The sequence below is a fragment of the Streptomyces sp. 135 genome, from assembly GCF_020026305.1.
GTDB lineage: Bacteria > Actinomycetota > Actinomycetes > Streptomycetales > Streptomycetaceae > Streptomyces.
The window spans coordinates 5,957,682-5,976,626 of the sequence record NZ_CP075691.1; the positions used below are offsets into that span (position 1 = coordinate 5,957,682).

21 protein-coding genes are annotated in these 18,945 nt (G+C 70.9%); 15 read left to right on the forward strand and 6 right to left on the reverse strand.

What is annotated here, in order from left to right:
• Positions 1-201: 201 nt before the first annotated feature.
• From KKZ08_RS26985 to KKZ08_RS27010, 6 genes are all read left to right on the forward strand, one after another.
• A complete protein-coding gene (locus tag KKZ08_RS26985; RefSeq protein WP_223779208.1) occupies positions 202-933 on the forward strand; it encodes an enhanced serine sensitivity protein SseB C-terminal domain-containing protein in 732 nt (243 codons plus the stop codon).
• A gap of 319 nt (positions 934-1,252) precedes the next feature.
• Positions 1,253-2,257, forward strand: coding sequence for an ABC transporter permease (locus KKZ08_RS26990; protein ID WP_223776896.1), 1,005 nt, complete (start codon positions 1,253-1,255; stop codon positions 2,255-2,257).
• Between the two features lie 102 nt (positions 2,258-2,359).
• Positions 2,360-4,120: an ABC transporter substrate-binding protein gene (locus KKZ08_RS26995; RefSeq protein WP_223776897.1), complete on the forward strand. Its 1,761-nt coding sequence runs from the start codon at positions 2,360-2,362 to the stop codon at positions 4,118-4,120.
• 142 nt (positions 4,121-4,262) lie between these two features.
• Positions 4,263-5,264: an ABC transporter permease gene (locus tag KKZ08_RS27000; protein WP_223776898.1), complete on the forward strand. Its 1,002-nt coding sequence runs from the start codon at positions 4,263-4,265 to the stop codon at positions 5,262-5,264.
• Positions 5,261-6,358 carry an ABC transporter ATP-binding protein gene (locus tag KKZ08_RS27005; RefSeq protein WP_223776899.1) on the forward strand — a complete coding sequence of 366 codons (1,098 nt, stop codon included), beginning with the start codon at positions 5,261-5,263 and terminating at the stop codon, positions 6,356-6,358. Before KKZ08_RS27000 ends, KKZ08_RS27005 begins: the two co-directional genes overlap by 4 nt.
• A 44-nt stretch (positions 6,359-6,402) precedes the next feature.
• Entirely contained in the window at positions 6,403-7,527 is a 1,125-nt protein-coding gene (locus KKZ08_RS27010; protein WP_223776900.1) for a dipeptide ABC transporter ATP-binding protein, read from the forward strand.
• 52 nt (positions 7,528-7,579) lie between these two features.
• On the opposite strand, the gene KKZ08_RS27015 is transcribed toward KKZ08_RS27010, so the two are convergent.
• The gene (locus KKZ08_RS27015; protein ID WP_223776901.1) at positions 7,580-7,765 is read right to left on the reverse strand and encodes a hypothetical protein; all 186 of its coding nucleotides are present in this window, start codon (positions 7,763-7,765) and stop codon (positions 7,580-7,582) included.
• A 165-nt stretch (positions 7,766-7,930) separates the two neighbouring features.
• Here KKZ08_RS27015 and KKZ08_RS27020 point away from each other — a divergent pair, with 165 nt between their 5' ends.
• From KKZ08_RS27020 to KKZ08_RS27030, 3 genes are all read left to right on the forward strand, one after another.
• Positions 7,931-8,605, forward strand: coding sequence for a trimeric intracellular cation channel family protein (locus tag KKZ08_RS27020; RefSeq protein WP_223776902.1), 675 nt, complete (start codon positions 7,931-7,933; stop codon positions 8,603-8,605).
• Positions 8,606-8,660: 55 nt separating this feature from the next.
• Entirely contained in the window at positions 8,661-9,548 is an 888-nt protein-coding gene (locus KKZ08_RS27025) for a thioesterase family protein (protein ID WP_223776903.1), read from the forward strand.
• A 72-nt stretch (positions 9,549-9,620) separates the two neighbouring features.
• On the forward strand, positions 9,621-10,616 hold the full coding sequence (locus KKZ08_RS27030; protein ID WP_223776904.1) for a YafY family protein: 996 nt from the start codon (positions 9,621-9,623) through the stop codon (positions 10,614-10,616).
• On the opposite strand, the gene KKZ08_RS27035 is transcribed toward KKZ08_RS27030, so the two are convergent.
• On the reverse strand, positions 10,558-11,421 hold the full coding sequence (locus tag KKZ08_RS27035; protein WP_223776905.1) for an alpha/beta fold hydrolase: 864 nt from the start codon (positions 11,419-11,421) through the stop codon (positions 10,558-10,560). The genes KKZ08_RS27030 and KKZ08_RS27035 overlap by 59 nt on opposite strands.
• A gap of 66 nt (positions 11,422-11,487) precedes the next feature.
• The gene (locus KKZ08_RS27040; protein WP_223776906.1) at positions 11,488-12,144 is read right to left on the reverse strand and encodes a TetR family transcriptional regulator; all 657 of its coding nucleotides are present in this window, start codon (positions 12,142-12,144) and stop codon (positions 11,488-11,490) included.
• A 141-nt stretch (positions 12,145-12,285) separates the two neighbouring features.
• Here KKZ08_RS27040 and KKZ08_RS27045 point away from each other — a divergent pair, with 141 nt between their 5' ends.
• From KKZ08_RS27045 to KKZ08_RS27055, 3 genes are all read left to right on the forward strand, one after another.
• Positions 12,286-12,441, forward strand: coding sequence for a hypothetical protein (locus tag KKZ08_RS27045; RefSeq protein ID WP_223776907.1), 156 nt, complete (start codon positions 12,286-12,288; stop codon positions 12,439-12,441).
• Positions 12,442-12,627: 186 nt separating this feature from the next.
• Positions 12,628-12,846 carry a DUF4190 domain-containing protein gene (locus KKZ08_RS39025; RefSeq protein WP_320591924.1) on the forward strand — a complete coding sequence of 73 codons (219 nt, stop codon included), beginning with the start codon at positions 12,628-12,630 and terminating at the stop codon, positions 12,844-12,846.
• A gap of 47 nt (positions 12,847-12,893) precedes the next feature.
• Entirely contained in the window at positions 12,894-14,063 is a 1,170-nt protein-coding gene (locus tag KKZ08_RS27055; RefSeq protein ID WP_223776909.1) for a cysteine desulfurase family protein, read from the forward strand.
• Here KKZ08_RS27055 and KKZ08_RS27060 read toward each other — a convergent pair.
• Complete coding sequence (locus KKZ08_RS27060; protein ID WP_223776910.1) at positions 14,060-14,743, reverse strand: N-acetylmuramoyl-L-alanine amidase; 684 nt, start codon at positions 14,741-14,743, stop codon at positions 14,060-14,062. The two genes, KKZ08_RS27055 and KKZ08_RS27060, sit on opposite strands and share 4 nt — an antisense overlap.
• 67 nt (positions 14,744-14,810) lie before the next feature.
• Between KKZ08_RS27060 and mnmA the strand changes: the two genes are divergently transcribed.
• A complete protein-coding gene (gene mnmA / locus KKZ08_RS27065) occupies positions 14,811-15,941 on the forward strand; it encodes a tRNA 2-thiouridine(34) synthase MnmA (RefSeq protein WP_223779209.1) in 1,131 nt (376 codons plus the stop codon).
• Positions 15,942-15,954: 13 nt separating this feature from the next.
• Here the strand turns inward: mnmA and KKZ08_RS27070 are convergent, their stop codons facing one another.
• Positions 15,955-16,893 carry an NADP-dependent oxidoreductase gene (locus KKZ08_RS27070; RefSeq protein ID WP_223779210.1) on the reverse strand — a complete coding sequence of 313 codons (939 nt, stop codon included), beginning with the start codon at positions 16,891-16,893 and terminating at the stop codon, positions 15,955-15,957.
• Positions 16,894-17,007: 114 nt separating this feature from the next.
• Between KKZ08_RS27070 and KKZ08_RS27075 the strand changes: the two genes are divergently transcribed.
• Positions 17,008-18,012, forward strand: coding sequence for a helix-turn-helix domain-containing protein (locus KKZ08_RS27075; protein ID WP_223776911.1), 1,005 nt, complete (start codon positions 17,008-17,010; stop codon positions 18,010-18,012).
• On the opposite strand, the gene KKZ08_RS27080 is transcribed toward KKZ08_RS27075, so the two are convergent.
• Positions 18,013-18,348: a DUF427 domain-containing protein gene (locus tag KKZ08_RS27080; protein ID WP_223776912.1), complete on the reverse strand. Its 336-nt coding sequence runs from the start codon at positions 18,346-18,348 to the stop codon at positions 18,013-18,015.
• Between the two features lie 51 nt (positions 18,349-18,399).
• Here KKZ08_RS27080 and KKZ08_RS27085 point away from each other — a divergent pair, with 51 nt between their 5' ends.
• Complete coding sequence (locus KKZ08_RS27085) at positions 18,400-18,945, forward strand: TIGR00730 family Rossman fold protein (protein WP_223776913.1); 546 nt, start codon at positions 18,400-18,402, stop codon at positions 18,943-18,945.

Here is an 18,945-nt window from a genome sequence, read left to right on the forward strand (position 1 = left end):
TCAAGTCCGGGCAGGGATCGACGCTTAAGCTGGTTCCAAGACCGGGTCCGTCAGGGCAGGGCAGGGCAGGTCCATGGAGTCGATCGAGTCGTCGGGTTCGGCGTGAAGGGGCGGTTACGGGTGAGTGCGTCGGGCACGGCCGCGGGCGATGGGGTCTCCCCTGGCCGAGCACAGCCGAGACCGGGAGGACAGGTCGAGCAGCTGCTGCGCCAAGTGACGCCGGGGCGTTACGACGCGTACGAGGCACTGCTGCGCGCGCTCGCCGCCGAGCAGCTGTGGATGCTGCTCTGGCACGGCCAGGCCGGCTCCCCCGACGCCCAGTACGGGAACATGGAGGTCGAGGGCCTCGGCTACGCCCCCTGCGTGACCTCCGCCCAGGAGCTGTCCGCCAGCGGCTGGAACCGCTCTTACGAGGTCGTGCGCGGCATCGACGTCGCCCGCACCCTGTACCCGGACCACTACGGCCTGTGGCTCAATCCGCACGCCCCCGGCGGCGGCGTCGGCATTCCCTGGCTGGATCTGCGCCGCATCGCCTCGGGCCTCGACCTGCTGCCCGCGGGACCGCTCAGGCTGACCGAGCCGAACATCGAGATCCCCCAGTTCTACGCCCTGTTGACGCAGAACGCGCACCGCACCCCCGTCGTGCGCTCACTGCGCCGCGCCTGGGTGCAGCCCGCGCTCGGGGCGCCCTATCTGGCCATCGGCCTCGACGTGTACGACACGTCACCGCCGTCGGTCGACGCGGTGCGCACGATGATGCAGCAGTCCATCTCCGCCGTCCCCGAGGGCCTGCCCGTGTCGACGGTCGCGATGTCCGACGACCACGACCCGGTCGCCATGTGGCTGCGGGCCAACGCCCGGCCGTTCTACGACCGCGAGGCCCAGGCCGCGCCCGCCCCGGCCGGCGGGTACGGCTACCCCGCGCAGTACTGAACAGCAGCTGAACGGCACTGAACAGCGGGAATGGACACGATGACCGTTCTGATGGGGGTGGGGCCCTATAGGCTCCCGTGCCGCCTTGCGCCCCAACTGCCCCGTGTTCGACCCTCGTTCACTCGCGTCCGCATAACGGAACACCTCGATCAGCATCACGGTTGCGCATCCTTTCCCCGTCAAGTCTGGTAACAGATCACAACGTGGATGAAGACTCCCGCTCCAAGGGGCCTTCGCCCCTGCGTACGACGGACTGATCACGTCGCTACAGCGGCAAGTGCGGGCCGGTCACCACCGGTTGAGAGGGGTCCCTGCCACGATGACGGCACCATTGCATGACACACCTGCGGACGCGGACCCGACCGAGGACGTCGCTCCCGCAGTTGATGCAGGGGTGAAGAAGGTCGAGGGGCGGTCCCTCAAGCAGATCGCCTGGAATCGCCTGAAGCGGGACAAGGTCGCCCTCGCGGGCGGCATCACGGTGGTCCTCCTGGTCCTGGTCGCCGTCTTCGCGCCCCTGATCGTGAGCCTCCTCGGCCACCCGCCCAACGACTTCCACCAGGACGAGCTCGACGAGCTGACCAACCTCCCCAAGGGCGCGCTCGGCGGCATGAGCAGCGACTTCCTCTTCGGGGTCGAGCCCAACAAGGGCCGCGACGTCTTCAGCCGCATCGTCTACGGCGCGCGGATCTCGCTCCTGGTGGCGTTCCTCGCCGCCATCGTCGCCGTGGTGCTCGGCACGCTCTTCGGGATCATCGCCGGCTACTTCGGTGGCTGGGTCGACGCCCTGATCAGCCGCGTGATGGACGTGCTGCTCTCCTTCCCGCAGCTGCTCTTCATCATCTCCCTCGTCTCCGTGCTCCCCGACGACCTGCTGGGCCTGACCGGCTCCAGCGTGCGCGTCGCGATCCTCGTCCTGGTCATCGGCTTCTTCGGCTGGCCCTATGTCGGACGTATCGTCAGGGGGCAGACACTTTCGCTCCGTGAGCGCGAGTACGTGGAAGCGGCCCGCAGCCTCGGCGGCGGAAAGCGCCACATCCTCTTCCGCGAGCTGCTGCCCAACCTGGTCGCCCCGATCACCGTCTACGCGACGCTGATGATCCCGACCAACATCCTCACGGAGGCGGCCCTCAGCTTCCTCGGCGCCGGTGTCCGGCCGCCGACGGCCTCGTGGGGCGGCATGCTGCGCGACGCGCTGGAGACGTACGAGCACGACCCGATGTTCATGGTCTTCCCCGGCGTGACGATCTTCATCACGGTGCTGGCCTTCAACCTCTTCGGCGACGGGCTGCGCGACGCGCTCGACCCGAAGGGGACGCGCTAGAAGTCCCCGACCGACTTGCCCCTGCCGCATGTCAGGTGGCTCTCACCATGGTTCTCCGGCAGTTCAAGGCCAAGGACCGCGAATCTCGGAGGTTACGAGAAAATGCCCACAGTTTCCTCGAAACGACGGCTCGCCGCCGGCGCGGCCCTCGTGGTCGCGGCGCTGGTGACCACCACGGCGTGCGGCGGCGGTGACGGTGACGGAGGCGACTCGAAGGGTGCCGGTTACAACGCGGCGTTCAACAAGGTTGCCAACCCGTCCAAGGAGAAGGGGGGCACGCTGAGGATGGTCGGCAAGCAGGACCTCGACTCGGCCGACCCCCAGCGTGCCTACTACGGCATGTCCTGGGACTTCATGCGCTTCTACACCCGCCAGCTGGTGACGTACGACACCAAGCCGGGCAAGGCGGGCACGAAGCTGGTCCCGGACCTCGCCACCTCCACCGCGAAGATCTCGGACGACGGCAAGACCTACACGTACAAGCTGCGTGACGGTCTGACCTGGGAGGACGGCTCCAAGCTGACCGCCCAGGACATCAAGTACGGCATCGAGCGCGTGTGGGCGACGGACACCATCACCGGTGGCCCCGGCTACATCAAGCAGACGCTCGACCCCAAGGGCAAGTACAAGGGCCCGTACAAGGACACGTCGAAGAAGGGCCTGGACGCGATCCAGACGCCCGACGACCAGACCATCATCTTCAAACTGCCCAAGCGCAACGGCGACTTCGAGCAGTTCCTCGCGATGCCGACCGGCTCCCCGGTGAAGGCGTCCAAGGACACCAAGGCCAAGTACACCCAGCGGCCCTTCTCGTCCGGCCCGTACAAGTTCCAGCAGTACAAGGCCGGCAAGAAGATCGTCCTGGTGCGCAACGAGAACTGGAAGAAGTCCTCGGACCCGATCCGCGCGGCGCTGCCCGACAAGGTCGACGTGACGATCTCCGCCAACCTGGAGGAGAACGACAAGAAGCTGATGGCGGGTGACTACGACCTCGACATGAACGGCACGGGCATGACCCAGTCCGGCCGTGTCACCGCCGTGCAGAAGCACCGCGACAGCGTCGACAACATGCACACGTCCTTCGTGCGCTACGTCGCCCTGGTCCACACCGCGAAGCCCTTCGACAACGTCCACTGCCGCAAGGCCGTGTTCTACGCCACCGACTTCGCGAGCCTCCAGCAGACCCGAGGCGGCAAGGTCGCCGCCGGTGACATCGCCAACAGCACCTTCCCCAAGGCGATCCCCGGCTACAGCGACTACGACCCGTACGGTGTCCTGGCGCGCAAGGGCAAGCCCGACGCCGCCAAGGCCAAGGAGGAGCTGAAGAAGTGCGACAAGCCGAACGGCTTCAGCACCAAGCTCACCGCCCGTAACAACAACCCGGGTGAGGTCGACGCCGCCGAGGCGCTCCAGGAGCAGCTCGGCAAGGTCGGCATCAAGGTCCAGGTCGACTCCCTCGACGGCGCCGACACCTCCAGCATCACCGGCTCGCCGTCCGTCGTGAAGAAGCGCGGCTACGGCATGACGATGAGCGGCTGGGGCCCGGACTTCCCCTCCGGCCAGGGCTACGCGCAGCCGCTGTTCGACAGCCGCTTCCTGAACCCGACCGGCAACTACAACGAGTCCCAGATCAAGGACAAGAAGGTCGACGCGCTCTTCGACAAGGCGATCGCCGAGACCGACCCGGCCAAGGCCGGCGAGATCTACAAGGAACTCGACAAGCGGATCCTCGACAACGCCGACTGGATGCCCTTCCTCTACGAGAAGAACATCACCTGGCGCGGACCGCGGCTGACCAACGCCTACATGTCCGACGGCTACAACGGCCGTTACGACTACGTCTCGCTCGGCGTCAAGAAGTAGCCCCCGGCAACACCCGCCGCAGCAACAGCAGTTGATTGTCCCACCGCCGCCGAATCCCGCCAGTCCGAAGGGCAGGTGATGGCCCCGGGCGGCGGCCAGGACTCCTCACAAGGGGGTGCTGGCCGCCGCCGGGCCGCGCACAGTGCTTGCTTATCTCATCCGGCGCCTGATCGCCGTCGTCATCATGGTGCTGGTCGTACTGCTCGCGACCTTCACCGTCTTCTTCATGCTGCCCAAGTGGGCGGGACAGGACATCGCCGTCCTCTTCGCCGGCAAGGCCACCGGTGCCGAGCAGATCGAGGGCATCCGGACCAAACTGGGGCTCAGCGACCCCCTCCTCGTCCAGTTCTGGGACTTCATCAAGGGCATCCCGATGGGGCGCGACTACGTCAACGGCAGTGACGTCACGCACTGCCCGGCGCCCTGCTTCGGCTACTCCTTCCGCACCGAGGCTCCCGTCTGGGAGACCCTCAAGGACGCCCTGCCCGTCACCGGCGCGCTCGCCGCCGGAGCGTGCGTGCTCTGGCTCGCCGGCGGTGTCGCCACCGGCGTCATCTCCGCGCTGCGCCGGGGCACCATCTGGGACCGGGCCGCGATGACCACCGCGCTCGGCGGCGTCTCGCTCCCCGTCTTCTTCACCGGCATGATCGCGATGGGCGTCTTCGTCCACCAGTTGGGCTGGGTCAAGATCGCGGACAGCCTCAGCACCGACGACTCGGCCGGCGTCTGGCTCCAGACGCTGATCCTGCCGTGGATCGTCCTCGCCTTCCTCAACGCCGCGATGTACGCCCGCCTCACCCGCGCCACCATGCTGGAAGTGCTGGGCGAGGACTACATCCGCACCGCCCGCGCCAAGGGCCTCGGCGAGTCTGTCGTCATCCGCAAGCACGCGCTGCGTTCCGCGATGACGCCGATCCTCACCGTCTTCGGCCTCGACCTCGGTGTCCTGATGGGCGGCGCCGTGCTCACCGAGTCCACGTTCAACCTGCCGGGGCTCGGCCTGGAGGCGGTCAGGGCCATCAGCAGCAAGGACCTGCCCGTCATCCTCGGGGTGACCCTGTGCGCGGCGCTCGCGATCGCCGTGGCCAACCTCGTCGTCGACCTTATGTACGCCGTCATCGACCCGCGAGTGAGGCTGGGATGACCGAACTTTCCAAGAGCGGGGCCGCGGTGGGCGAGCCCGTCGTCGACTCGCCCGCTCCCTCCGCCTTCCTGGAGGTGCGCGACCTCAAGGTGCACTTCCCGACCGATGACGGCCTGGTCAAGTCCGTCGACGGGCTGAACTTCACGCTGGAGAAGGGCAAGACCCTCGGCATCGTGGGCGAGTCGGGCTCCGGCAAGTCGGTCACCTCGCTCGGCATCCTCGGCCTGCACACCGCCGGCCAGTACGGTGCCCGCAGGGCGCAGATCTCCGGCGAGATCTGGCTGGGCGGCAAGGAGCTGCTCGGCGCCGACCCCGCCGAGGTGCGCAAGCTGCGCGGCCGCGAGATGGCGATGATCTTCCAGGATCCGCTCTCCGCGCTGCACCCGTACTTCTCCATCGGCAAGCAGATCACCGAGGCGTACCGGGTCCACAACGACGTCGACAAGAAGACCGCGCGCAAGCGCGCGATCGAGATGCTCGACCGGGTCGGCATCCCGCAGCCCGACAAGCGTGTGGACAGCTACCCGCACGAGTTCTCGGGCGGCATGCGCCAGCGCGCGATGATCGCCATGGCGCTGGTGAACAACCCCGAGCTGCTCATCGCCGACGAGCCGACCACCGCCCTGGACGTCACCGTCCAGGCGCAGATCCTCGACCTCATCCGGGATCTGCAGAAGGAGTTCGGCTCCGCCGTCATCATGATCACGCACGACCTGGGCGTCGTCGCCGAGATGGCCGACGAACTGCTGGTCATGTACGGCGGCCGGTGCGTCGAGCGCGGCAGCGCCGAGAAGGTCTTCTACGAGCCGCAGCACCCCTACACCTGGGGTCTGCTCGGTTCGATGCCCCGCATCGACCGCGAGGAGACCGAGCGGCTCATCCCGGTCAAGGGCTCGCCGCCCAGCCTGATCAACCTGCCGAGCGGCTGCGCCTTCAACCCGCGCTGCCCCTACGCCGACATCCCCAAGGACCAGATCACCCGCCGCGAGCGCCCCGAGCTGCGGCTTGTGGCCGACGGGCACTACTCCGCCTGCCACATGTCGCAGGACGAGCGCACCCGGATCTGGACCGAAGAGATTGCGCCGAAGCTGTGAAAGACGATGCGAAAGACCCGAAGGACACGGCGGAGGGCCAGGAGATGACGAGCCCGGCACAGACGAAGAGCTCGCCCGAGCCGCTGCTCAAGGTCGAGGGCCTGGTGAAGCACTTCCCCATCAAGAAGGGGCTGCTCCAGCGCCAGGTGGCGGCCGTGCAGGCGGTCGACGGACTGACCTTCGACGTCCGTCCCGGGGAGACGCTCGGTGTGGTCGGCGAGTCCGGCTGCGGCAAGTCGACGATGGGCCGGCTGATCACCCGCCTGCTCGAACCGACCGGCGGCCGCGTCGAGTTCGAGGGCACGGACATCACGCACCTGAACACGGGCAGGATGCGTCCGCTCCGCCGCGACGTGCAGATGATCTTCCAGGACCCGTACTCGTCGCTGAACCCGCGGCACACCATCGGCACGATCGTCGGCGCGCCCTTCAAGCTCCAGGGCGTCAAGCCCGAGGGCGGCGTGAAGAAGACCGTGCAGGAGATGCTGGAGCGGGTCGGGCTCAGCCCCGAGCACTACAACCGCTACCCGCACGAGTTCTCCGGCGGCCAGCGCCAGCGCATCGGCATCGCGCGGGCGCTCGCCCTGCGGCCCAAGCTGGTGGTGGCGGACGAGCCGGTCTCGGCCCTGGACGTCTCCATCCAGGCCCAGGTGGTCAACCTCCTGGACGATCTCCAGGACGAGCTGGGCCTGACGTACGTGATCATCGCGCACGACCTGTCGGTCATCCGGCACGTGTCGGACCGCATCGCGGTGATGTACCTCGGCAAGATCGTGGAGCTGGCGGACCGCAAGGACCTCTACTCCACGCCGATGCACCCGTACACCAAGGCGCTGCTCTCCGCGGTGCCGGTGCCCGACCCCAAGCGGCGCGGCGTCAAGAGCGACCGCATCCTGCTCCGCGGTGACGTCCCCTCGCCGATCGACCCGCCCTCCGGCTGCCGCTTCCACACGCGGTGCTGGAAGGCGACGGAGATCTGCAAGACGAAGGAGCCGCCGCTGATCCCGCTCGCCTCCGGGCACCAGGTGGCGTGCCACCACCCGGAGAACGCGCCGGACCAGGCGCCCGAGGACACCACGCTCCTCTCGGCCGCCAAGGAGGCGATCGAGGTGGTGACGGTGGTCGCCAAGGCCGAGGAGACGGCGGCGGCGGAGCAGGCCGACAAGTAGTCGTAGTGAAGGGAGGGCACGCGCAGGGGCGCGTGCCCTCCCTTCGTGCGTGTCACTCCGTGACGGTCCAGCGCCCCACTTCCCGGTACGCGGAGTCGTGGACGCTCTCGCCGTCCCCGGGAGTCAGCGCGTAATGGCGGAGGTTGCCGCCCCAGTACCGCAGGATCCGGCCGAGCTCCTCCGCCGCCTTCCCCTCGAACGCGTCCTCGCCCATGTCGACCTCCAGCAGGAACTTCATGGCTGCCTCGCTCCTCTCGTCACCGGTGCTTCAACTTTCTCATTGAAGTCCTTTGTGAGACTTTTCGGACACGCCCCGCTGTCTAGCAGGGACGATGGGCGGCCAACCCTCAAATGGGGGTGAGGCCTGCGGCGAGGCCGGGCCGGGCGCGGGTAAGAATGGCGCGTGCTCCAGGATCTGTTCACCCCCTCCGTCCAGCACGCGCTCGACATCGTGGGGATCTTCGTCTTCGCGATCTCCGGCGCGCTGCTCGCCGTGCGCAAGAACTTCGACGTCTTCGGCATCGCCGTCCTCGCCGAGGTCACCGCGCTGGGCGGAGGACTCTTCCGCGACCTGGTGATCGGGGCGGTCCCGCCGGCCGCCTTCACCGACCTCGGGTACTTCATCACCCCGCTGTTCGCGGCGGCCCTGGTCTTCTTCCTGCACCCGGAGGTGGAGCGCACCCAGCTCGCGGTGAACGTCTTCGACGCCGCCGGGCTCGGCCTCTTCTGCGTCGCGGGCACCACCAAGGCGTACGACTACGGCCTCGGCCTCACGGCGTCGGCCGCCCTCGGCCTGATGACCGCGGTGGGCGGCGGCGTACTGCGGGACATCGTCGCCAACGAAGTGCCCTCGCTGGTCCGCTGGGACCGCGATCTCTACGCCGTGCCCGCCATCGTGGGCGCGACGATGGTCGCCCTGTGCATCCGCTTCGATGAGCTGACGGCGTTCACCAGCGGCCTCGCCGTCGTGACGACGTTCGTCCTGCGGCTGCTGGCGCTGCGCTATCACTGGCGGGCGCCGCGTGCCTGGAACCGGCGGTCGACCGCGGTCGAGGCGGAGACCGACAAGACGCCGTAGACGCCGTAGCGAGAAAAAGCTACCGCTCAGTAATCTAATGTTGTACGTTGCTGCCATGGCAACGGCAGCATCGGCACCCTCGGCAGCCTCACTCCCCGCATCGGCGACCGCGCGCATCGGCGACAGCGAGTTCGACCGCGACACCGCGGTCACGCGGCGCGAGCCCGGCGTCTACGACACCGAGCTCTCCGCCGGCTGGACGATCATCAACGCCGTCAACGGCGGCTATCTCCTGGCCGTCCTCGGCCGCGCCCTCGCCGACGCGCTGCCGCACGCCGACCCCTTCACCATCTCCGCGCACTACCTCACCGCCTCGGCCCCCGGCCCCGCGGTGATCCGCACGGACGTGGTGCGCGCCGGCCGGACCCTCTCCACCGGGCAGGCCTCCCTCTTCCAGTACGACGAGGAGGGCCGCGAGGTCGAGCGGATCCGCGTGCTCGCCTCGTACGGAGACCTCGACGCGCTCCCCGACGACGTCCGCACCACCGCCGAGCCGCCCGCGATCCCGCCGCTCGACCAGTGCTTCGGCGCGCAGGACGCTCCCGACCACCGCCCGGTGCCCGGCAGTTCCGCCATCGCCGACCGCCTCTTCCTGAAGCTCGACCCCGCCACGCTCGGCTGGGCGCTCGGGCAGCCGTCCGGCAAGGGGGAGATGCGCGGCTGGTTCGGCCTCGCGGACGGCCGCGACGCCGACCCGCTGTCGCTGTTGCTCGCGGTGGACGCGCTGCCGCCGACCGCCTTCGAGATGGGACTGACCGGCTGGGTGCCCACCGTGGAGCTCACGGTGCACGTCCGCCACCGCCCCGCCCCCGGCCCGCTGCGCGTCGCGATCACCACGCGGAACCTCGCGGGCGGCTTCCTGGAGGAGGACGCGGAGGTCTGGGACAGCGAGGACCGGCTGGTGGCCCAGTCACGCCAGCTCGCCCGGGTTCGGCTCTCCTAGCTCCTCGGGGTCCTGGGTCCTGCGGGTCCCCGCGGCCCTCGGGTCGGGCAGGCGTACGAGATCCTGGTCCGCGTGAAATCCGACCGGCTGCTCTCGATCCTGCTGCTGCTCCAGACGCGCGGCCGGGTGCCCGCGCACGAGCTTGCCGCCCGTCTCGAAGTCTCCGTCCGCACGATCTACCGGGACATCGAGGCCCTGTCCGCCTCCGGTGTCCCGGTCTACGCCGAGCGCGGGCGGCACGGCGGCATCGCACTGCTCGCCGGGTTCCGCACCGACGTGACGGGGCTGACCGCCGACGAGTCACGCGCCCTGTTCGTCCTCGCCGCGCAGGGCGCGCACGCCGCGCTCGGCCTGGACGAGGCGCTCGGTTCCGCGCTGCGCAAGGTGATGGCCGCGCTGCCCGAACCGCACCGCCCGGGCGCGGAGTTGGCGAGCCGCCGCATCCTCGTGGACGCCTCGCGCTGGATGAAGGGGCCGCTGCCCGTCGACCTGGAGGTGCTCCAGGACGCGGTCTTCGCCGACCGCAGGCTGCGGCTGCGCTACCGGCACAGCGGCGCCGCGCAGGCGCGTACGTACACCGTCGACCCGTACGGCCTCGTGTGCAAGGCCGGCATCTGGTACCTCGTCGCCGACCGGCGCGGCGCCCCGCGCCTCTTCCGGGCCGACCGGATCCGCTCGGCCACCGTCACCGACGCTCCGGTGCGGCGGCGCCCGGGCGTCGAACTGTCCGACGTCTGGGCCGTGTTGAAGCACGCGGTGGAGAACCGGCCGGGCGGCCTCCAGGTGACGGTCCGGGTGCGGCGCGTCCGCTACGACCTGTTCCTGCGCATCAACGGCAAGTCGGTCACCCGGCTGCCGCCGGACCACGACGGCGAGAGCGAGTGGCTCACCGTCCCCCTCGCCTTCGAAGCCGTGGGCGAGGCGCGGACCCTGCTGCCGTTCGCCGACGACGTCGAGGTGCTCTCGCCGCCCGAGGTGCGCGACGAACTCGTCCGGGCCGCCGCCGCGGTCACCCGCCTGTACGCGGAGAAGCCCCTGCCCGCAGGAAACGGGCCAGCTCCCCGGTGAGTTCGGCGGGCGCGTCCTCCTGTACGAGGTGGCCCGCGCCCTCGATCAGGCACAGCTCGGCGCCGGGGATCGCCGCGGCCAGTTCATGGCCGCGCGCCACCGGGAGCCAGGTGTCGTCGGCGCCCCAGCAGATCAGTACGGGCAGGTCCAACTCCCCGTACCTGCCCTGGATCTCGTCGGTGTACCGCTGGTCGTTCTGCTCGATCTGCCGGTAGAAGGCGGGCTGCCCCTCGGCCGTGCACCAGGGCGCCACGAGCCGGTCGAGCACGGCCGGGTGCAGACCGCGGTGGCTCGCCGAGCTCACGTACTCGCGTACGAGCGCCTCGTGCAGATCGGCCGGCAGCCGCCCGAAGACTTCGGCGTGCGCGCCGAGGAGCCGGTAGGTGGCGGTGCCCCACGGGGCGAGGGCCACGGGGTCGACGAGGGCGAGGCGGGCGTAGCGGGCGCCGTGCAGCAGGTGCGCGCGCAGGGCCACGCAGCCGCCGAAGTCGTGGGCGAGGACGGCGGGCCGCGCCAGGCCCCAGTGGCCGAGCAGCTCGGTGAGGATCCGGCCCTGCGCGGCGAGCGAGACGTCCTGCCCCTGCCGCATCTCCGAGGCGCCATATCCGGCCAGGTCCCAGACGTACACGCGGTGTTCGCGCGCGAGGGTGCGGGCGACGGCCCGCCAGACGTACGACGAGAAGGGAGTGCCGTGGACCAGCACGACGGGCGGGGCGTCGGCGGGGCCGAGCGCGGCCCAGCGCACGGTGCCCGAGGAGCTGGGGAAGGTCTGGTCGAGGGTCCAGGTGTCCTGTGCGGTCGTCATGACCGTAGAGGCTAGTTGCCCCTTACGCGGGAGTCGAGAGGGTGCTGCCCCGTCGCTCGCCGGCGGTCAGTGCTCGTCCAGCCAGTGGCGGCGGCCGAGGCTGACCAGGCGCAGCTGGCGGCGCGCCGTGGCCGCTACCCGTTCCGCGGCCTCGGGGTCGGCGCCCGCCTCGCCCGCTTCCAGGAGTGCCGACGCGGTCATCACCATGTGGTCGACGTACATCCCGGCGAGCATCAGCAGATCGTCCTCGGCCCAGCCCGCCGCCTGGGGCTCGTGGGCGAACTGGTCCCTGACCTCCTGGGTGAACAGGGCGAGCTGGCCGCCTATCGCGGCGCGCACCGCCTGTACGCCGCCGTGCTGTTCGCGGGCGATGAAGCGGACGTGGGCGGGGTGGGTGCGGACGTACGCGGCGATCAGTTCGACGGTGGCCGCGATGCGCTCCTCCCCGTCGTCCTCGCCCGCGCTGTCGCCGGTCGCGGAGAGCAGGGCGGTGAGCGCCGTGTGCAGGCTGCCGAGCGCCTCCTCGACGAGCGCCACGCCGAGGTCGGCCATGTCGCGGAAGTGGCGGTAGAAGGCGGTGGGGGCGACGCCCACGGCGCGGGTGACCTCACGCAGGCCGAGGCTGCTCAGGCTCTGCTCCTCGAGCAGCTGGAGCGCCGCGTCGAGGAGTGCCTGCCGGGTCTTCTGTTTCTGGGCCTGCCGGACGCCGAGCGTGTGACTCATGCCATGCAGTTAACAACTGTTCTCCGAGTTTTGGAAGCGCGGGGGCGGCTACCCTGTAAGTCAGTGAACAGTTGTTACCACAAGCGTTCACCGAACTGGCCCCGGCCTCCGGGGTGCGTTCGCCGATTGGAGAGGGATCTCATGCTCTTCGTTGTCGCCGCCCTGCTCCTGCTGGGTGTCGCCATGGGTTCCGTGGCCCACCTCCCGCTGACGGCCACGCTGGTCGCCGCCGCGGCCATCGGTGCGTGGCTCGCGGTCTTCGCGGTCCGCGAGCGCCGCACGCGCCACCACCACTGAGCCGGAAGGAGCCCGACCATGGCACTCACCACCGAACGCGCTGCCGAGCGCACCGCCGAACGTACCGACGCTGAGCGCTCCGCCGCAGGCCCTGCTGCTGAGCGCTCCGCCGAACGTCCTGCCGCCGAGCGCCCCGTCGGCCGCCGCGCCCCGGAGCGCCCCACCGGACGCCGTGACACCGACGGCATGGCCGTCGCCTCCTTCGTCTGCGGCCTGCTCGGACTGCTCGTCCTGAACGTCTTCCTCGGCCCCCTCGCGATCGTCCTCGCGGGCCTCGCCCTGTGGCGCGGCACCGGCCGAAGCGGCCGTGCGCTGCTCGGACTCGGGCTCGGCGTGGCCGACCTCGTCGTCCTCGGCGTGCTCGTCTCGATGGACGGCACCGTGTCCTGGGGTCTCGCAGGCTGATACCGCCGGGTCATACGGCGCCGTACGACTCGTAGAATCGTCGCACCATGGCCTACCTCGACCACGCAGCGACCACTCCGATGCTCCCGGAGGCGATCGCGGCGATGACCGCGCAGATCGCCGTCACCGGCAACGCCTCCTCGCTGCACGCGGCGGGCCGCCGGGCGCGCCGCACCGTCGAGGAGGCCCGCGAGACACTCGCCGAGTCGCTCGGCGCACGCCCCAGCGAGGTGGTCTTCACTTCCGGGGGCACCGAGGCCGACAACCTCGCGGTGAAGGGCCTGTACTGGGCCCGCCGCGACGTGGAGCCGGCCCGCACCCGCGTCCTCGCCAGCCCCGTCGAGCACCACGCCGTCCTCGACGCCGTCCACTGGCTCGGGGAGCACGAGGGCGCCACCGTCGAGTACCTCCCGGTCGACGCCCACGGCCGCGTCCACCCCGACGCCCTGCGCGAGGCGATCGCACGCGACCCCGACGACGTCGCCCTGGCCACCGTCATGTGGGCCAACAACGAGATCGGCACGATCCAGCCGGTCCGCGAACTCGCCGACGTCGCCGCGGAGTTCGGCGTCCCGCTGCACGCCGACGCCGTGCAGGCCTACGGCCAGGTCCCCGTCGACTTCGGGGCCTCCGGGCTCGCCGCGATGACCGTCTCCGGACACAAGATCGGCGGTCCTTACGGCATCGGGGCGCTGCTGCTCGGCCGTGAGTACAGCCCCGTCCCCGTGCTGCACGGCGGCGGCCAGGAGCGGCATGTGCGCTCCGGGACGCTCGACGTGCCCGCCGTCGCGGCCTTCGCCGTCGCGGGGGAGTACGCCGCCGAGCACCGCGAGCGCTTCGCCGCCGAGATCGGCGCGCTCCGCGACGACCTGGTGGCCGCGGTCCGCTCGGCGGTCCCCGAGGCGGTCCTCGGCGGTGACCCGTCCCCGGCGGGCCGGCTGCCCGCCAACGCGCACTTCTCCTTCCCCGGCTGCGAGGGCGACTCGCTCCTGCTGCTGCTCGACGCGCAGGGCATCGAGTGCTCCACCGGGTCGGCGTGCACGGCGGGCGTGGCCCAGCCCAGCCACGTCCTGCTCGCCACGGGCACCGACCCCGACCTGGCGCGCGGCACACTCCGCTTCTCGCTCGGCCACACGTCGACGAAGGCGGACGTCGACGCGGTGGCCGCGGCGATCGGCCCGGCGGTGGAGCGGGCGCGGACGGCGGGCCTGAGCTAGGCCTTCTTCCGCTTCTCCGCCGACCCGTCGCGGGCGGCCCGCACCAGGCGCATGTACCGGTCCCAGTCCCAGTGCGGGCCGGGGTCCGTGTGGTCCGTGCCCGGCACCTCCACGTGCCCGATGATGTGCTCCCGGTCGACCGGGATGTCGTACCGCTCGCATATCCCGGCCGTCAGCCGCGCGGACGAGGCGTACATCGCGTCGGTGAACGACGACTTGTCGTCGACGAAGCCCTCGTGCTCGATGCCGACGCTGCGTTCGTTGTAGCTCCTGTTGCCCGCGTGGAACGCCACGTCCAGCTCGCGGATCATCTGCGCCACATGCCCGTCCTTGCGGACCACGTAGTGCGTGGCGGCGCCGTGGCTCGGGTCCTTGAAGACGCGCAGCGCCGTGGCGTACCCGCCCTGGACGACGTGGATGATGACGCGGTCGATGCCGTAGTCGTCGGGGCGGTCGGCGCGCCGCCAGTTGTAGTCCGATGCGGCGGTCCACTGCGCGCCCTTGGCGTCGACCTCGCCCTCCTTGCGTCTCTTGACGACCCCGGGCAGCCGCCACCACAGCCGCCCCAGCTCGTCCTGGGCGAGTACGGCCGTGCCGGCGGCGGCCACGCCGCCACCGATCAGCAGGGTGCGCCGGCTGACTCCGCGGCCTCCCGGCTTCTGCGCCTCTGGTTCCCCCATGTGATCGTCAACGCTTACTCACGGGCATCCGGTTCCCGCGGGCCCGTACTCTGTTAGGGCTATGACTTTGACCGAGACCCCGCAGCCCGCCCAGCGCCCCCTCCGTGTCCTGGCCGCCATGTCCGGAGGCGTGGACTCCGCCGTCGCAGCCGCCCGCGCGGCCGAGGCCGGACACGACGTGACGGGAGTGCACCTCGCGCTCTCGGCCAACCCCCAGTCGTTCCGCACGGGCGCGCGGGGCTGCTGCACCATCGAGGACTCGCGCGACGCCCGCCGCGCCGCGGACGTCATCGGCATCCCGTTCTACGTGTGGGACCTCGCCGAGCGGTTCCGTGAGGACGTGGTCGAGGACTTCGTCGCCGAGTACGAGGCGGGGCGCACCCCCAACCCGTGCCTGCGCTGCAACGAGAAGATCAAGTTCGCCGCGCTCCTGGACAAGGCCCTCGCCCTCGGCTTCGACGCGGTCGTCACCGGCCACTACGCCAAGGTGATCGTCCGCGAGGACGGCACGCGCGAGCTGCACCGCGCCTCCGACATGGCCAAGGACCAGAGCTACGTCCTCGGGGTCCTGGACGACCGTCAGCTCGCCCACGCGATGTTCCCCCTCGGTGACACGGTCACCACCAAGGAGGAGATCCGCGCGGAGGCCGAGCGCCGAGGCCTCGCCGTCGCCAAGAAGCCCGACAGCCACGACATCTGCTTCATCGCCGACGGCGACACCCAGGGCTTCCTCGCCGCCCGCCTCGGCAAGGCGGAGGGCGACATCGTGGACGAGTCCGGGGAGGTCCTCGGCACCCACGAAGGGGCGTACGGCTACACCATCGGCCAGCGCAAGGGCCTGCGGATCGGCACCCCCGCACCGGACGGCAAGCCGCGCTACGTCCTGGACATCTCCCCGGTGAACAACACCGTGACGGTCGGCCCGGCCGCCGCCCTGGACGTGACCGCCCTGACCGCCATCAGGCCCCGCTGGTGCGGAGCGGCCCCCACCGGGCCCGGCACGTACACGGCACAGCTGCGGGCCCACGGCGGCGAGACGGAGGTCACCGCGGAGCTCGTCGACGGCACCCTGAACGTCTCCTTCACCGAGCCCGTCCGGGGTGTGGCCCCCGGCCAGGCGATCGTCCTGTACGACGGCACGCGCGTGGTGGGCTCGGCGACGATCGCGACGACGGACCGGGTGACGGCGGGCGTCTAGGGCCTGCCCCTCGCTAGTCCGCGACCCGGAGCACGATCTTGCCCCGCGTGCGGCCCCGCTCGCCGTACGCGTGCGCCTTCGCGGCGTCCTCCAGGGGCAGCACGGTGTCGATCTCGGCGCGCAGCCTGCCCTCGTCCACCAGGCGCGCGATCTCCAGCAGGCCCAGCCGGTCCGGCTCGACGACCGTCCAGCCCGTGCGGATGCCGCGCTCCCGCGCGAGACCGGCGTCCGGCAGACCGCCGGGATCGGGCAGCGTCACCAGATGGCCGCCGGGGCGCAGGACCTCCAGGGACCGCGTGCCGTACGCGCCACCCACCCCGTCCAGCACGATGTCCACGTCGCTCACCGCCTCGGTGAAGTCCACGCGCGCGTAGTCGACGAGTTCGTCGACGCCGAGGGCGCGCAGGAAGTCGTGCTTCTCGGCGCGGGCGGTCCCGATGACGTACGCCCCGTGAGTCTTGGCGATCTGCACCGCCAGGTGCCCCACGCCGCCGGCCGCCGCGTGGACCAGCACCCGCTGCCCGGCCCGCAGCCCGGCCGTCTCCACCAGCCCCTGCCAGGCCGTGAGCGCCGCGAGGGGCAGGGCGGCGGCCTGGACGTGGTCGATGCCCGCGGGCTTGGGCGCGAAGCGCCGGGCGGGCGCCGCGACGAACTCGGCGTACCCACCGGCCTGCTCCGGGAAGCGCGGCATGCCGAACACCTCGTCGCCGGGGGCGTACAGCGTCACTCCGGGGCCGACCTCCTCGACGACGCCCGACACGTCGTAGCCGAGGATCGGGGTGTCGCCCCAGGTACCGAAGGTGCCCTCCGCGCGGGTCTTCCAGTCGACGGGGTTGACGCCCGCCGCGTGCACCCGGACGAGGACCTCCGTGAGGCCCGGCTCGGGGCGGTCGACCTCCACGGGGACCAGGTTCTCGGGGGCGCCCCACGCGCGGGGGCTCACGGCACGCATCTTCATGATCATCCTCTTGAATCCTCGTTCGAAAACGGCCAGAGAACCCAGAGTGCGGGCGGGTCCGCCGATCACAGTGCCGGCAGTCCGGCCATGATGTGACAGGATTCGGCCATGGCTTCGGCAGACGGACGACACCGGGTGGCGGTCCTCGCGCTGGACGGCGCGTACGCCTTCGAGATGGGCATCCCACCCCGGATCTTCGGAGCCGCGCAGGACGCCGAGGGGCAACCGCTCTACGACGTCGTCGTCTGCACGGTGGACGGCGGCCCGGTGCGCACCGACGCCGGGTTCCAGGTGATGGCGGAGCACGGCCCCGAGGCGCTCGCCGAGGCGGACACGGTGGTGATCCCGCCCACGGACCGCCTCTGCGGCGGCACCCAGGACGGCGTCCTGCCCGGACCGCTCGCCGCCGCCCTCGCCCGGGTGCGGCCCGGCACGCGCTGGGTGTCGATCTGCACCGCCTCGTACGTCCTCGCCGCGGCCGGGCTGCTCGACGGGCGCCCCGCGACCACGCACTGGAAGGAGGCCGACCACTTCCGGCGGACCTTCCCCCGGGTCGACGTCGACGAGGACGTCCTCTTCGTGGACGACGGCGACGTCCTGACGGCGGCGGGTGTCGGCGCCGGCGTCGACCTCTGCCTGCACCTGCTGCGCCGCGACCACGGCAGCGCCGTCGCCCACCGTGTCGCGCGCCTGTGCGTGGTCCCGCCCTGGCGCGAGGGCGGCCAGGCGCAGTACATCGAACGGCCCGTCCCCGAGCCGACGCTCGCCACGACGGCCGCCACGCGCGCGTGGGCGCTGGAACGGCTCCAGGAGCCGCTTCCCCTCGGCGAGCTCGCCGCGCACGCGCGCATGAGCCTGCGCACCTTCACGCGCCGCTTCCAGGAGGAGGTCGGCATGCCGCCGGGCCGCTGGCTGACCGCCCAGCGCATCGAACTGGCCCGCGGGCTCCTGGAGTCCAGCGACCTGCCCGTGGACGTGGTCGCCCACCGCGCGGGCTTCGGCACGGGCAACTCCCTGCGCCAGCACATGCGTTCCGTGCTCGGCGTCTCACCGGCCGCCTACCGCAGGACGTTCGCCTCCGCCGCCCCGGTGACCGCCCCCGCCGTCCGGTGACTACCCCTGCTGAGCGGTGATCTCCGCGTCGTAGAAGCAGTAGTGGTCCTTGATGGCCGCCACCTCCGGCTTTGGCTCCCGGTACGCCCACACCGCGTCCGGCGCGCCCGGCAGCGACCAGTAGGAGGCCGTGCCCTTGAAGGGGCAGTGCGTGGTGGTCCCGGACGGCGTCAGCAAGTCGGTGCGCACGTCCTCCGGCGGGAGGTAGTGGCGCGCCGGGTAGCCCGTCTCGCGCAGCAGGAGCGGGCGGCTGCTCTCCGCCACCACCTGCCCCTCGTGCACCACCCGCACGTGGTCCGTGCCCTGCTCGACGGTGATCCGGTGTCCCTTGGTCACGACGTACCCTCCTCGACAGGTGCTGTCAGTGTCGGACCGTACCGTGAGCGCATGAACATCTGCGTCTTCCTCTCCGCCGCCGACCTCGACGACCGCTACACCCGCCCCGCCCGGGAGTTCGCCGAACTGCTCGGCAAGGGTGGGCACACCCTGGTGTGGGGCGGTTCCGAGAGCGGCCTGATGAAGGTCGTGGCGGACGGCGTCGAGGAGGCGGGAGGCCGGCTCGTCGGCGTCTCCGTGGACTTCCTCGCGGCCAAGGCCAGGGCCGTCGCCGAGCCCCACGAGATGGTGATCTCCCGCGACCTCGCCGAGCGCAAGGCGCTGCTCCTGGAGAAGGCCGACGCGATCGTGATCATGGTCGGCGGCACCGGCACCCTCGACGAGGCCACCGAGATCCTGGAGCTCAAGAAGCACGGCAAGCACACCAAGCCGGTGGTCCTGCTGAACTCCGCGGGCTTCTACGACGGCCTCAAGGAGCAGTTCCGCCGCATGGAGGACGAGGGCTTCCTGCCGCTGCCCCTCACCGACCTGGTCTTCTTCGCCGAGGAGCCCGTCGGCGCACTGGCCTACCTGGAGGAATCGATCGGCACCCAGTGA

Excerpts from the sequence above, each read along its gene's own strand:
- KKZ08_RS26990 (WP_223776896.1), top strand. The coding sequence starts at position 1,253 with ATGACGGCACCATTGCATGACACACCTGCGGACGCGGACCCGACCGAG.
- KKZ08_RS26995 (WP_223776897.1), top strand. The coding sequence starts at position 2,360 with ATGCCCACAGTTTCCTCGAAACGACGGCTCGCCGCCGGCGCGGCCCTC.
- KKZ08_RS27005 (WP_223776899.1), top strand. The coding sequence starts at position 5,261 with ATGACCGAACTTTCCAAGAGCGGGGCCGCGGTGGGCGAGCCCGTCGTC.
- KKZ08_RS27010 (WP_223776900.1), top strand. The coding sequence starts at position 6,403 with ATGACGAGCCCGGCACAGACGAAGAGCTCGCCCGAGCCGCTGCTCAAG.
- KKZ08_RS27015 (WP_223776901.1), bottom strand. The coding sequence starts at position 7,765 with ATGAAGTTCCTGCTGGAGGTCGACATGGGCGAGGACGCGTTCGAGGGG.
- KKZ08_RS27025 (WP_223776903.1), top strand. The coding sequence starts at position 8,661 with ATGGCAACGGCAGCATCGGCACCCTCGGCAGCCTCACTCCCCGCATCG.
- KKZ08_RS27035 (WP_223776905.1), bottom strand. The coding sequence starts at position 11,421 with ATGACGACCGCACAGGACACCTGGACCCTCGACCAGACCTTCCCCAGC.
- KKZ08_RS27040 (WP_223776906.1), bottom strand. The coding sequence starts at position 12,144 with ATGAGTCACACGCTCGGCGTCCGGCAGGCCCAGAAACAGAAGACCCGG.
- KKZ08_RS27045 (WP_223776907.1), top strand. The coding sequence starts at position 12,286 with ATGCTCTTCGTTGTCGCCGCCCTGCTCCTGCTGGGTGTCGCCATGGGT.
- KKZ08_RS39025 (WP_320591924.1), top strand. The coding sequence starts at position 12,628 with ATGGCCGTCGCCTCCTTCGTCTGCGGCCTGCTCGGACTGCTCGTCCTG.
- KKZ08_RS27055 (WP_223776909.1), top strand. The coding sequence starts at position 12,894 with ATGGCCTACCTCGACCACGCAGCGACCACTCCGATGCTCCCGGAGGCG.
- KKZ08_RS27060 (WP_223776910.1), bottom strand. The coding sequence starts at position 14,743 with ATGGGGGAACCAGAGGCGCAGAAGCCGGGAGGCCGCGGAGTCAGCCGG.
- KKZ08_RS27070 (WP_223779210.1), bottom strand. The coding sequence starts at position 16,893 with ATGCGTGCCGTGAGCCCCCGCGCGTGGGGCGCCCCCGAGAACCTGGTC.
- KKZ08_RS27075 (WP_223776911.1), top strand. The coding sequence starts at position 17,008 with ATGGCTTCGGCAGACGGACGACACCGGGTGGCGGTCCTCGCGCTGGAC.
- KKZ08_RS27085 (WP_223776913.1), top strand. The coding sequence starts at position 18,400 with ATGAACATCTGCGTCTTCCTCTCCGCCGCCGACCTCGACGACCGCTAC.